The organism is Paracidovorax wautersii (genome assembly GCF_031453675.1).
Classification (GTDB): domain Bacteria; phylum Pseudomonadota; class Gammaproteobacteria; order Burkholderiales; family Burkholderiaceae_C; genus Paracidovorax.
In genome coordinates this window covers 658939-671910 of record NZ_JAVIZX010000001.1, presented here as the reverse complement: position 1 = coordinate 671910, position 12972 = coordinate 658939, and the positions used below count along the sequence as shown (strand labels likewise).

Annotated in this window: 11 protein-coding genes; 8 read left to right on the top strand and 3 right to left on the bottom strand. The window is 68.1% G+C overall.

Going from position 1 to position 12972, the window contains the following annotated elements; genetic code table 11:
* Positions 1–18: 18 nt before the first annotated feature.
* The gene (locus tag QE399_RS03105) at positions 19–2106 is read right to left on the bottom strand and encodes a putative bifunctional diguanylate cyclase/phosphodiesterase (RefSeq protein ID WP_309826022.1); all 2088 of its coding nucleotides are present in this window, start codon (positions 2104–2106) and stop codon (positions 19–21) included.
* A gap of 125 nt (positions 2107–2231) precedes the next feature.
* Here QE399_RS03105 and dbpA point away from each other — a divergent pair, with 125 nt between their 5' ends.
* The 5 genes from dbpA to QE399_RS03080 all read left to right on the top strand — a co-directional run bounded on the left by dbpA (position 2232) and on the right by QE399_RS03080 (position 6879).
* Positions 2232–3644, top strand: coding sequence for an ATP-dependent RNA helicase DbpA (gene dbpA, locus QE399_RS03100; RefSeq protein ID WP_309826020.1), 1413 nt, complete (start codon positions 2232–2234; stop codon positions 3642–3644).
* 139 nt (positions 3645–3783) lie between these two features.
* Positions 3784–4824, top strand: a complete 1041-nt coding sequence (locus QE399_RS03095) for a tripartite tricarboxylate transporter substrate-binding protein (protein ID WP_309826019.1) — start codon at positions 3784–3786, stop codon at positions 4822–4824.
* Positions 4825–5107: 283 nt separating this feature from the next.
* Positions 5108–6043 (top strand): cation diffusion facilitator family transporter, encoded by a 936-nt coding sequence (locus QE399_RS03090; RefSeq protein WP_309826018.1) that lies wholly within the window; start codon positions 5108–5110, stop codon positions 6041–6043.
* On the top strand, positions 6040–6507 hold the full coding sequence (gene dtd, locus QE399_RS03085) for a D-aminoacyl-tRNA deacylase (protein ID WP_309826017.1): 468 nt from the start codon (positions 6040–6042) through the stop codon (positions 6505–6507). The genes QE399_RS03090 and dtd overlap by 4 nt, the downstream gene beginning before the upstream one ends.
* 150 nt (positions 6508–6657) lie before the next feature.
* Positions 6658–6879, top strand: a complete 222-nt coding sequence (locus QE399_RS03080; protein ID WP_309826015.1) for a tripartite tricarboxylate transporter substrate-binding protein — start codon at positions 6658–6660, stop codon at positions 6877–6879.
* A gap of 38 nt (positions 6880–6917) precedes the next feature.
* Here QE399_RS03080 and ybeY read toward each other — a convergent pair whose 3' ends face one another.
* Positions 6918–7376, bottom strand: a complete 459-nt coding sequence (gene ybeY / locus QE399_RS03075) for an rRNA maturation RNase YbeY (protein ID WP_309826013.1) — start codon at positions 7374–7376, stop codon at positions 6918–6920.
* A 249-nt stretch (positions 7377–7625) separates the two neighbouring features.
* The gene (locus QE399_RS03070) at positions 7626–8567 is read right to left on the bottom strand and encodes a PhoH family protein (RefSeq protein ID WP_309826010.1); all 942 of its coding nucleotides are present in this window, start codon (positions 8565–8567) and stop codon (positions 7626–7628) included.
* 48 nt (positions 8568–8615) lie between these two features.
* Here QE399_RS03070 and ruvA point away from each other — a divergent pair, with 48 nt between their 5' ends.
* The 3 genes from ruvA to QE399_RS03055 all read left to right on the top strand — a co-directional run bounded on the left by ruvA (position 8616) and on the right by QE399_RS03055 (position 12916).
* Complete coding sequence (ruvA, locus tag QE399_RS03065) at positions 8616–9188, top strand: Holliday junction branch migration protein RuvA (protein WP_309826009.1); 573 nt, start codon at positions 8616–8618, stop codon at positions 9186–9188.
* A 738-nt stretch (positions 9189–9926) separates the two neighbouring features.
* The gene (locus tag QE399_RS03060; RefSeq protein WP_309826007.1) at positions 9927–10823 is read left to right on the top strand and encodes a trypsin-like serine peptidase; all 897 of its coding nucleotides are present in this window, start codon (positions 9927–9929) and stop codon (positions 10821–10823) included.
* Positions 10824–10972: 149 nt separating this feature from the next.
* Positions 10973–12916, top strand: a complete 1944-nt coding sequence (locus QE399_RS03055) for a trypsin-like peptidase domain-containing protein (protein WP_309826004.1) — start codon at positions 10973–10975, stop codon at positions 12914–12916.
* Positions 12917–12972: the final 56 nt, after the last annotated feature.

The following is a 12972-nucleotide window of genomic DNA, read 5'->3' as shown; positions in this document are numbered from 1 at the left end:
CCCCCCGCCTGCCTTTGCTCAGCTGTCGGACTGGGTCCTGAGCCAGGCTCGGGTCTGCCGGGCGTCCATGGGCGCAGAGATGCCGAAGCCCTGGGCCAGATTGCAGCCCAGACCGCGCAGCAAGGCCATCTGTTCCGGGGTTTCCACGCCCTCGGCCACCGTCTGCAGCTGCAGGCTGTGCGCCATCTGGATGATGGCCGTGACGATGGCCACGTCGTCGTCGCTGTCCGGAGTGTCCTTGACGAAGGAGCGGTCGATCTTGATCTTGTTGATGGGATAGCGCTTGAGATAGGCCAGCGACGAATATCCCGTGCCGAAGTCGTCGATGGACACGCCCACGCCGAGGGCCTGCAGGGCGCGCAGGGTGGCGTTGATCTGGTCGTTGTGGTGCATGAGCACCGACTCCGTGATCTCCAGCTCCAGAAAGCGCGGCGCCAGGCCGGTCTGCTGCAGCACGGCGGCGATCTCGCCGGCCACGTCGCGCTGGCGGAACTCCAGCGCCGACAGGTTGACGGCCACCGGAACGCGGGGCAGCCCCTCGTCGTGCCACGCCTTCATCTGCTGGCAGGCCGCATGCATCACCCAGCGGCCAATGGGCGTGATCAGGCCGCGGGTTTCCGCGATCTCGATGAATTCGTTGGGGCCGACGAGACCCCGCTCGGGATGCTTCCAGCGCACCAGCGCCTCGAAGCCGACCAGCCGTCCATCCACCACGTTCACCTGCGGCTGGTAGTGCAGCACGAAGGCGCCCTGGGCGATGGCATCGCGCAGCAGGTGTTCCTGCTGCAGGATGTCGGTGGCCCGGCCGTCCATCCCTGGCAGGTAGAACTGGCGGTTGCCGCGGCCGGTTTCCTTGGCCAGGTGCATGGCCGCATCGGCGCGGCGCAGCAGCTCTTCGGGGCCGTAGCCGTCTTCCGGAAAGATGCTGATGCCGATGGAAGGCGACAGGGACAGCGGCGTGCCCTGCACGTGAAAGACGGCGCGAACGTCCTGCAGCAGCTTGTCGGCCACCGTGGCCGCATCGCTGCGGTTGTGGATGTCGGGCAGCACCACCACGAACTGGTCACCGCCCACGCGGGCCAGCAGGTCCGACGAGCGCACGCTGTGGGTCAGCCGCCGGGCCACCTCGCACAGCAGCAGATCACCGGCCTCGTGGCCAAGCGAGTCGTTCACCGTCTTGAAATGGTCCAGGTCGACGAACAGCAGGGCAGCGCGGGCCCTTTTGCGCTGCGCCGCGGCCAGCGCAATCACCATGCGGTCCATCAGGTGGCGCCGGTTGGGCAGGTGGGTGAGGGAGTCGTGCAGCGCCAGGAATTCCACGCGCTCCTGCGCCTGCTTGCGCGCGGAGATATCGCGCAGCACCGCGATGCGGTAGGAGCCGTCTTGGGCCGGCATGGTCTTGCCGACGATTTCTACGGGGATCAGCCGGCCGTCCCGGTGACGCACGGTGGCCTCGTAAGGGTCTTCGCGCCCTTCGCGGACGTACTCCTCGGCTGCGGCGCGGTATTCGTCACTCAGAAAGCTCAGCGTGGGCTGGCCGCGGGCGTCGTCCAGCGAATAGCCCAGCAGGCGGGTCAGCGCATCGTTGAAGTCTTCGACCAGGCCCTGGCGGTGGAAGACGATGGCTTCCTCGGTGGCCAGCGAGAACTTGCGCATGCGTTCCTCGCTCTCGCGTACCGCCCGCTCGGCCAGCCAGTGGTGGGTGATGTCGTTGATGAGGACGAAGGCACCCAGCTGGCCGGGCCGCCCCTCGTCCAGCCCGAGGTGGGGCGTCAGGCTCACTTCGATGACGCGCACCTCACCGCTGGGCAGCGTCTGCTCGCGCGTGTACTTGACCGACTCGCCGCGCAGCACGCGGTCGACATGGGGCTGGATCGTTTCCCAGGCTGGCTCGCCGATGGCCTCGCGCGCCGTCCTGCCCACGGTGTCGGCCACGGAGTGGCCGATGTAGGCGGCATAGCCTTCGTTGGCGAAGACGCAGCGCATGGACGGCAGCTCGTAATAGGCGAGCAGCACGGGAACCGAGTCGGCAATGATCCGCAACAGCGACTCCTGAGACTGGGCGTCCAGGTCAGAAGTAGGCCGGGGTGGGGTGGGGGTGGGCATGGGCGCGGCGCGGGGTCACTGGGTTTTATAGCCGATCGGCGGGCCGGTGACGAGGGGAGACTCCCGGTGCTGCGCGGCGCGGCGCGCCCCAGGGGGCGGCGGAGCGGCCCTGGATAATCACGGGTATGACTTCCCTTTCCCAAGATGCCGACAACGGCTTCGGCGCGCTGGCGCTGCACCCGGCCGTTCTGGCCAACCTCGAGCAGCTCGGCTACACGCGCATGACGCCCATCCAGGCGGCCAGCCTGCCGCCGGCCCTGCTCGGCAAGGACCTGATCGCCCAGGCCAGCACCGGCAGCGGCAAGACGGCCGCATTCGGCCTGGCGCTGCTGTCACGCATGAACCCGCGCCGCTTCGCGGTGCAGTCCCTGGTGCTGTGCCCCACGCGCGAGCTGGCCGACCAGGTGGCCACGGAGATCCGGCGCCTGGCCCGGGCCCATGAGAACACCAAGGTCGTCACGCTGTGCGGCGGCGTCCCTTTGCGCGGGCAGATCGCCAGCTTGGAGCACGGTGCGCACATCGTCGTGGGCACGCCGGGCCGGGTGATGGATCACCTGGAACGCGGCACGCTGGCGCTGGACGCGCTCAACACGCTGGTGCTGGACGAAGCCGACCGCATGCTGGACATGGGCTTCTTCGACGACATCGCCAAGGTGGCCCGCCAGTGTCCGCCCGAGCGGCAGACGCTGCTGTTTTCGGCCACCTACCCGGAGGGCATCGCCCGTCTGGCGCAGCAGTTCATGCGGCAGCCGCAGCAGGTCACCGTGCAGGCCCAGCACAGCGCCGGCAAGATCGAGCAGCGCTGGTATGAGGTGACCGAGGGCGAGCGCCTGCATGCCGTGTCGCTGCTGCTCAACCACTTCCGGCCCGAGTCGGCCATTGCGTTTTGCAATACCAAGCAGCAGTGCCGCGACCTGGTGGCCGTGCTGCAGGCGCAGGGCTTCAGTGCGCTGGCGCTGTACGGCGAGCTGGACCAACGCGAACGCGATCAGGTGCTGGTGCAGTTCGCCAACCGGAGCTGTTCGGTGCTGGTGGCTACCGACGTGGCGGCGCGCGGCCTTGATATCGCCCAGCTGCAGGCGGTGATCAATGTCGATGTGACGCCCGACCCCGAGGTGCACATCCACCGCGTTGGCCGTACCGGCCGGGCGGATGCCGAGGGCCTGGCCCTCAGCCTGGCCAGCCTGCCGGAGATGGGCAGCGTGGGCAAGATCGAGCAGTTGCAGGGGCGCGAATCGCGTTGGCATCCGCTGGCCGAACTGACGCCCGCGCCAGGCGGTCCGCTGCTGCCTCCCATGGCCACGGTGCAGATCGTGGGCGGACGCAAGGAGAAGATCCGCGCCGGCGATGTGCTGGGGGCGCTGACCGGAGAGATGGGTTTTGCGCGCGAGCAGGTCGGCAAGATCAACGTGAACGAGTTCTCCACCTATGTGGCGGTGGACCGGACCATCGCCCGGGAGGTGGCCCAGCGCCTGTCGTCCGGCCGGGTCAAGGGCAAGGCGGTGCGGGCGCGGCTGGTCGACGACCCGCGGCCCTGACTGCGGAAAGCCCGCCGCGGCACCAGCGCGTGCAGAGAGGTCGTCATCGGCGACGATGAGCGATGGCCCTCTCGGGGCTTCCCTGTGGGGACGCGTTGCGTTAGATTGCAAGTGCGCTGCGCCATCGCCAGGAGGCACCATGCACACCCCACCTGCGCTGTTCCTTTCCCCCTGGGCTCTCCCTTGCCCGCCAGCGGCCCGGCCCACGCGCCGCCGCCTGCTGATGGGCGCCGCGGCCGGCGTGGCCGGGTCCTGGCTGACGGCGCGCGCACAGCAGGCGCCCGGCGCCGGCGTCCTGACGCTGGTCGTCTCCTACCCCGAAGGCGGAGGCGCCGACCTGATGGCCCGCCTGCTGGCCCCGCGGCTGGCCGATGCGCTGGGCCGGCCCGTGCGCGTGGAGAACCAGCCGGGAGAGAGCGGCAGGCTCGCCGCGGCACGCGTGGCCCGCGCCGCGCCGAATGGCGCCACGCTGCTGGTGGATGCCTCGTCGTTCGCCGTCAATCCGTCGATCTACCCGCGCTTGCCCTACGACAGCGACCGGGCTTTCTCTCCGCTCGCGGTGCTGGCCACCTTTCCCAATGTGCTGGTCTGCCCGCCCGCCTATCCGGCACGCTCGATCCAGGAAGTGATCCAGCTGGCGCGCAGCCAACCCGGCAGCGTGGCCTTCGCCTCGTCGGGCAACGGCTCGGCCCAGCACCTGGCCGGCGCCCTGTTCGAGCAGCGCGCCGGCATCCAGCTCACGCACCGGCCCCAGCCGGGGGGCGGGCCAGCGCTGGCAGAGGTGATGGCCGGCCGGGTGCCGCTGTTCTTCGCCAACCTCTGCTCGTCGCTGCACCACATCCAGTCGGGCCGGCTGCGGGCCTTGGCCGTCACGGCGCCGGTGCGCGCCCGTCCGCTGCCGCAGGTGCCCACGCTGTCGGAAGTGGGCGTGGGACCTTTCGACGTGCTGGAGTGGAACCCGGTGCTGGCGCCGCAGGGCATGCCTGCCGAGCCGCGCGCTCGCCTCGTGGCTGCCGTTCGTGCCGCTATGGCGCATCCGGACGTGTCGGCACGCATCAGCGCCCTCGGCGGCCAGCCGCTGGCGGATACCTCGCCGGAGGCGGCCGCCAGGTTCATCCAGGCGCAACGTGCCTTCTGGGCCAAGGTCGTGCGCGAGCGGCGGATCGCAGCTTCGGCGTGAGCCGGAGCGCCACAGGAGCGCAGAGCCGAACGGCTGGGATGCCGAGGCCGCCTTGCTTCGACGGTCGCCGGCGGGCGGGGCCGACCGGTCAGGGCCTGCGCGGCGCCGCACACGGCCGCGCAACCACCGCAAGTGCGGCCTTGCTGCGGCACAATCCGCCGCTAACCGTCCTCACCATGCCCTGCCAACGCCTGAACCCGGTCCTGTGGATCGGCTCCGCACACCGCCGCTGCGCTCGCGGCTGGTCCTGCCTCTGCTTCGCTCCGCCGGGAGCGCCCGAGGCATGACCCTGGCGCCCCGTACGCTTCTGTGGATGTCGGTCGGCGTGGCCGTCGTCACCATCGCGCTCAAGGGCGCCGCCTGGCTGCTCACCGGATCGGTCGGCCTGCTGTCCGATGCGCTGGAGTCCTTCGTCAACCTGGCGGGGGCGGTATTCGCCCTCGTCATGGTGACCATCGCGCAGCGGCCGGCGGATGAAGACCACCCGTTCGGCCACCACAAGGCCGAGTACTTCTCTTCGGGCTTCGAGGGCATCCTGGTGGTGGGCGCGGCGGTCGCCATCTTCTGGGCCGCCGCGCTGCGCCTGGCGCAGCCGCAGCCCCTCGAGCAGGTGGGTTGGGGGCTGGCGCTGTCGGTGGCGAGTTCGGTCCTCAACGGCGCGCTGGCGTGGCTCATGCTGCGCTCCGCGCGCACGCACCGCTCCATCGCCCTGGAGGCCGACGCACGCCATCTGCTCACCGATGTGTGGACCTCCGCAGGCGTGGTGGCCGGCATCGCAGCGGTCGCGGCGACCGGCTGGCTGTGGCTGGATGCGGTGGTGGCGATGGGCGTGGCGCTGAACATCCTGCGCGAGGGCGCCCGCATGGTGTGGCGCGCAGCGCAGGGCCTGATGGATGAGGCCATGGAGCCGCAGGAACTGGAAGCGGTGCACGCCGTGCTGGACGGATTCGCTCGGCAGCAGCGTCCAGGGCAGGACGGCGGCGCCGCCGGCGCACCGCTACGGTTCGACCACCTGGCCACGCGCCGGGCGGGCCAGCGCCGCTATGCCGCGCTGCACATGCATGTGCCGGCGCACTGGACGCTGGGCCGCGCCGCCCAGCTGCGCGGCGAGGTCGAGGCCGCGCTCATGCAGGCCGTGCCCGGCCTGCGCACCACGATCGAGCTGCTCCCCACCCAGGTCGAGGCCTATCTGGATACACCGGAGGATTCCACCCCATGATGAGCGTGTTGCAGCGCGTGCGCGAAGCATGTGTCGAGGTCGATGGCGAGGTCGTCGGGCGCATCGGCCCGGGGCTGCTGGTGCTGTTGTGCGCCGAACGCGGCGATACCGAGGCCGAGGCCGACCGGCTGTTGGCCAAGCTGCTCAAGCTGCGCATCTTTGCGGACAGCGCCGGCAAGATGAACCAGAGCGTGCAGGACGTGGGCGGCGGCCTGCTGCTGGTAAGCCAGTTCACCCTGGCCGCCGACACGCGCGGCGGCAACCGCCCCAGTTTCACCAGCGCCGCAGCGCCCGACGAGGGCCGAAGGCTGTACGACTACGTCGTGGCCCAGGCCCGCGCTGCGCACCCGGTGGTGGCGACCGGCCGCTTTGCCGCGGACATGCAGGTGCATCTGGTCAACGACGGGCCGGTGACCATTCCGCTGAACATCGCGCCTGTGGGTGGAAAGAACTATCAAAAATGATAGCTGATTGCGCTTGCTGGGCGGGCGCAATGGCTTGATTTGACCCGTGGATGGGGCCTGGGCAGGCTCTTCTGCGGCGGGGGGCGATGGCGGGCCTGCTCGGCAGCTCGGCGTCGCCTGCTGGTTGGGGCGACGGCGCCATCACCCTTCATGCCCAAGCTGCAAAAGCAGTTGCCCTGCGACGTGCGGCGCGACGTCGTGCCGGTGGTCTCCCTCGGGCAGGTGGACTTCGTGCGGGTCGGCCATCCGCGCCATGGCTTGCGCACGGTGCAAGATTTCACCGCCGCGGCGCGCGCGCAGCCCGGGCGCTTCGATGACCCGTCGGCCGGCAGGGGCAGCAGACGGCACCCCGGCATGGAGGAGCGTGCCTGATGGCGCGCATCGGCCTGCGGGCCGAGTGAGCGCCGCGCCTAGGTGGCGTACGGGTCGGCGAAGCCCAGCTCTTGCATGATCGCCGTCTCGTAGGCTTCCATCTCGTCGGCGTCGGCTTCGCTGGTCTCGTGGTCCCAGCCCTGGGCGTGCAGCGTGCCGTGCACCAGCAGGTGGGCATAGTGCTCCTGCAGGGACTTGTTCTGCTCCTTCGCCTCGCGTGCGACCACGGGGGCGCAGAGCACCAGGTCGGCCGTCACCACCGGCTCCTGGCTGTAGTCGAAGGTCAGCACGTTGGTGGCGTAGTCCTTCTTGCGGTACTCGCGGTTCAGCGCCTGTCCCTCTTCGGCGTCCACGATGCGCACGGTGATCTCCGCGTCCGTCGCCAGCGCGTGGCGGATGTAGCGCGCCGCGGCGTGGCGGGGCAGGGCGGAGCGGTGCTCGGCCACGCCGTCGAAGCGGGCGAATTGCAACGAGAGCGAAAGGCGATTCAGAGCCATTTTGGCCTCCAGCGCTTATCCAGCAAGCGCTGGAAGCTATTGTTTTAGTAGTTTGCGACGGTGCTGATGCAGGCGCGGCCCAGACCAGCAGACGCCGTGGAACTGGCTTTGCCAGGCCGCTGGCGTCCGGCCCCTCGCCAGAGGCGAGGGGCGTTCGTCCCGTCCATGCCCGCGCAGGCGGGCATGGAGCCGCGGTCCTCACTCCCCCTTCCCGGCGCAGCCGAGAGAAGGGGGAAGCCGCGTAGCGGCTCAGGGGGTTGTGCCCTTCCTGGCGTCATAGGCGTCCACGATGCGCGCCACCAGCGGGTGGCGCACCACGTCCGCCGTGGTGAAGCGCGTGACGGCGATGCCCTTGACGCGCTTGAGCACGCGCTCGGCGTCGATCAGGCCGCTCATCGCGCCCTTGGGCAGGTCGATCTGGCTCACGTCGCCCGTCACCACGGCCTTGGCGCCGAAACCGATCCGCGTGAGGAACATCTTCATCTGCTCGGGCGTGGTGTTCTGCGCCTCGTCCAGGATGATGAAGGCGTTGTTGAGCGTGCGCCCGCGCATGAAGGCCAGCGGGGCGATCTCGAGCGCGTTGCGCTCGAACGCCTTCTGCACCTTGTCGTAACCCATCAGGTCGTACAGCGCGTCGTACAGGGGTCGCAGGTAGGGGTCCACCTTCTGCGTCAGGTCGCCCGGCAGGAAGCCCAGGCGCTCGCCGGCCTCCACGGCCGGGCGCGTGAGCACGATGCGCTGCACGCTGCTGCGCTCCAGCGCATCGACTGCGCAGGCGACCGCCAAGTAGGTCTTGCCGGTCCCGGCGGGGCCGATGCCGAAGGTGATGTCGTGGCTGGCGATGTTGTCCAGGTAGACGTTCTGCGTGGGCGTGCGGGCCCGCAGGTCCGCCCGGCGCGTGTTCAGCACCACCGCGCCCTCCGGCGCCTCCACCAGGGCGCTGTCGCCGGCCAGCATGAGCTGCAGGTGGTCCTCGGAAATGGCGTGGTCGGCCATTTCGTACAGCGCCTGCAGCAGCTCCATCGCCTGGGTCGCCTTGGCCTTGGGGCCGTCGACCTTGAACTGCTCGTGCCGGTGGGCGATGCGCACCTGCAGCGCCGTCTCGATGGTGCGCAGATGGGCGTCCGCCGGCCCGCACAGGTGGGACAGTCGCGTGTTGTTATGGGGGGTGAAAGTGTGGCGCAGGATCACGCGGATAATTCCGGTTGAATGCCGCAGGAATACGGCCAAAGGACATCAATGATAGGCAAATTGACCGGCACCCTGCTGGAGAAGAACCCGCCCGAGGTGCTGCTGGATTGCCATGGCGTGGGATATGAGGTGCAGGTGCCGATGAGCACGTTCTACAACCTGCCCGTCGTGGGCGAGCGCGTGGCGCTGCTCACCCACTTCATCGTGCGGGAGGATGCACAGCTGCTCTACGGCTTTGCTACGCACACCGAGCGGCAGGCCTTCCGCGAACTCATCAAGATCAGCGGCGTGGGCCCGCGCACGGCGCTGTCCATTCTGTCGGGCATGGGCGTGGCCGACCTGGCCCAGGCCGTCACGCTTCAGGAGGCCGGCCGGCTGGTGAAGGTGCCCGGCATCGGTAAAAAGACCGCCGAGCGCCTGCTGCTGGAACTCAAGGGCAAACTGGGCGCTGACATCGGCGCCCCGGCCCACGCTGCCAGCGACGCCCAGGCCGATATCCTGCAGGCCTTGCTGGCCCTGGGTTACAACGACAAGGAGGCCGCCGCCGCCCTGAAGGCCCTGCCCAAGGACGTCGGCGTGAGCGAGGGGATCAAGCTGGCGCTGAAGGCGCTGGCGAAGTGACGCGAGGATGGCCCCATGAGGTACGTGGGGCAGAGGGCGCCGGCGGCTGCGCCGCGCCTTCTTCGTTCTTTTTTTGATGCTTTTCTTGAGCCAACGCGAAAGGTCTGACATGAAGATCAATGCTTTCAAGCGATGGATGCCGGCGACGGCAGTGCTGCTGGTACTGGCCGCCTGTGGTGGTGGCGGTGGTGGCGACAGTTCGAGTCCCACGCCTGCGCCTGCACCGGGGACCGGCGGTGGTGGTCCTATCGGCGTGACGACGGACCGCATCGAGCCCTACGACCCCAGCGCCATCGCCGCCGCGTCCGCCTCGGCGGCCACAGCCAAGGAGGCCGCTGCACCCACCGCGGCGCAGGGCATCGCGCCGGCAGACGCCGTGCGGCGCGTGCAGCTGGGCGCGCTCGTGCAGGCTGCCATTGCCAAGGCCAGCTCTGCTCCCGCCGCCCCCGGCGTGCCGCAACAGATCGGCACGGTCCGCAGCGTGGCTGACACGGCTACCGTGGCAGCCGCCCAGTCTGCTCTGTCGTGGCGCGCCACTGAGCGGGGCACGCAGGTGGCGGCGATCGCATTCGACGCGGCTGGTGCACGCGGCGTGCGCCTGGGCGTCCTGGTGCGCAGCCTGCCCGCCGGGGCCGTGCTGCGTTTCTATGGCGCGGACGCCGCTGCCGCCGTGCAGGTGTCCGAGGCGGAGCTTTCCGCCATTGCCGCGCGCAATGCGCAGGGCGCGGCGCGGACGACGTGGCCGCGCACACGTACTGGAGCCCTGACTTCGGCAGCAGCGCCACCACGCTGGAGGTCGAGATACCTGCCGGCGCCTCCCCGGCCGCCGTGCGGCTGGCGGTGCCGCGTGTGTCGCACTTCACGCTCGACCCCGCGGTGGCCGAGGGCGCTTTCACCACCAAGGTGGGCGAGTCTGCCTCCTGCAACGTCGACGTGACCTGCAAACCTGAGTTCAGCAGCGAAAGCCGTTCCGTGGCACGCATGATCTACACCCGCGAAGACGGCAACTCGTATTTGTGCACCGGCACGCTGTTGAACGATGCCAGTTCCTCCGGCACCCCCTACTTCCTGACCGCCGACCACTGCATCTCCAGCCAGGTGGTGGCATCCACGCTCACGACCGATTGGTTCTACCGCTCTCCCACCTGCAATGTGAGTGCGGTGAATCCGGCTGCCGTTCGACTCAACGGAGGCGCCACGCTGCTGTACGCCACGGCCACGACGGACACCTCTTTCCTGCGGCTCAACAGCCCGCCGCCCGCTGGCGTGGTGTATGCCGGTTCGTACTTCGGCGGTGTGCCCCTGCAAACGCCGGTGGCTGGCGTGCACCATCCCAGCGGCGACCTGCAAAAGGTCAGCCAGGGCACGGTGCGCTTCTACAGCACCTGCACGTCGAACACCTGCCAGTCCAGCACATCCGATACCGGCACGTTCATCACCACGGCTTGGCAGGAAGGTACGACCGAAGGCGGCAGCAGCGGCTCTGCGCTGTTCATGGGGATCGGCAGCCGCCGCTACGTTTCCGGCCAGCTGCTGGGCGGAACGGCGAGTTGCGCCAATCCCGGCGGCCTGGACCAATACGGCCGTTTCGACCAACCCTACCGCGCCACCCTGCGGCAGTGGCTGAACCCCTGAGGCAGTGGTAAAAGAATGCCCATTCGCCGTCCAGGGTTGCAGACGGTGTGGCAACGGCAAACGAAAGGCTTGTCGGTCGTTCTAGAAGATCAAAGACAAAGAGAGGGTGAAAGATGTGGAGACGAGCAAGGAATAAGTGGTGTCGTGGCGTGGGCACCTCCCTGTTGGCCGCTGCGCTGCTGACCGCATGCGGAGGCGGAAACGACGAGGGCGGGAGCGCTCCGGCGGCAGGCTCCGGCACGGCATCCGTTCGTCCGCAGGTGACCCAGGTCGAACCCTACGAGCAGCCTGCGACCGCCTTACAGGATGTCGTGCGAACAAAGGTGAGGTCCTTGACGGCGGCCGAGCAGATTCAGCCCGCGCGTATTGCCCTGGGCCCCTGGGGGCAGACCAAGGTCGACAGTTCCCCATCGTCCTCGACCCCCGGCGCGTTCGTGCCGATGCAGATTGGCGCAGCGCGCGCCGTGGCTGCAACGGCCACCGCGAACGACATGCAACGGCAGCTGCAGTGGCGTCCGTCTGTGGCCGGTGGCTTGGTGGCTGCTGTCAGCGTAGATGCCGAAGGCGCGCATGGCCTGCGCCTGGGCCTGCTGGTCACGCAGTTGCCGGGCAGCGCGATCGTACGCGTTTACAGCCAGTTTCGGCCCACCGTCGTGCAGGAGCTGTCGGGGCAGGAGGTGCTTCAGATCATCGACCGCAACCTGCAGTCCGGCAATACCACCGATGCCGCGCGCACGTGGTGGACCCCTGACACCGGCGGCAGCGAAACCACGCTCGAAATCGAGCTGCCAACTGGTACCCCAGCCAGCGCGTTGCAGGTCGCCATCCCGCTGGTGTCGCACATGTTCGTCGATCTGTCCCGGTATCAGGATGGCGATCTGGTCACCAAAGAGGTCGGCGACTCCAACAGCTGTGAACTCGATGTCATGTGCTACTCCGAATCGAACAGTATGCGTAACGCCGTCGCACGAATGACGTTCGTCCAAGACGGCAGCGGCTATCTCTGCACAGGCACGTTGATCAACGACAGCAGTTCATCCGGCACCCCGTACTTCCTCACGGCGAACCACTGCATCTCGAGCCAGACGGTGGCGTCCACTCTGCAGACCGATTGGTTCTTTCGCGCGTCCTCGTGCAACAGCCTTTTCGCGGCTGGCAACACGGTGCGCCGCACGGGTGGCGCCACACTGCTGTACGCCACCTCTGCCACGGACACATCGTTCATGCGGCTGAACGATACGCCGCCGGCGGGTGCCGTCTTCGCGGGCTGGAAAGCCAGCGGAAGTGCGCTCAACAGCACTGCCATCGGCGTGCATCATCCCAAGGGCGACCTGCTCAAAATCAGCTTTGGACAGATCAGTGCCACGCTGAATTGCCAGAGCTCGGGTGGCACGGGTATCTCCTGCAGCATGGCTTCAGGGCTGCAGGGCAGCTACTACTATGTGTCGTGGTCGCGGGGCACGACGGAAGGCGGCAGCAGCGGCTCGGGTCTGTTTCAGGGCAACTATCTGATCGGAACGCTCTACGGCGGCAGCAGCGCAGTATCCTGCAGCAAATCGACGGCCTCCAGCTATGGCCGCTTCGACCTGCCTTACCAGTCCGCACTGAGCCAGTGGCTGGCACCGGCCGGCCCTCTCAGCGCACCACGTAATGCCGTCTATCGCTTCTATAACCAAGCGAGTGGGGCGCACTTCTTCACGGCCAGCGCGCAGGAACGCGACAACGTTCTGAGCACCTTGCCTTCATTTAACTACGAAGGCGTGGCTTTCTACGTATATGGGTCACCTACCGTGGGGCAGGCGTCTGTCTTTCGCTTCTATAACACGCAAACCGGAACGCACTTCTACACCATCAGTCCCGATGAGCGGGACTATGTACAAGGGACGCTCCCTTCATTCCAATATGAAGGCATGAGTTGGTATGCGCAGACTGTTGCAAATAGCAGTTCGATTCCTATCTATCGCTTCTACAACCAACGCACCGGCGTACATTTCTATACCGTTAGTGCCTCAGAGCGCGATTTCGTAATCGCCAACTACGCCACATTCAAGTACGAAGGCATCGCCTACAACGCCTGGTCCAGCAGCCTTTGATTGAGGCTTGGCCACACGTTTTCTCGGACGCGTCGTCTCGCGCGTCGCCTTTCACT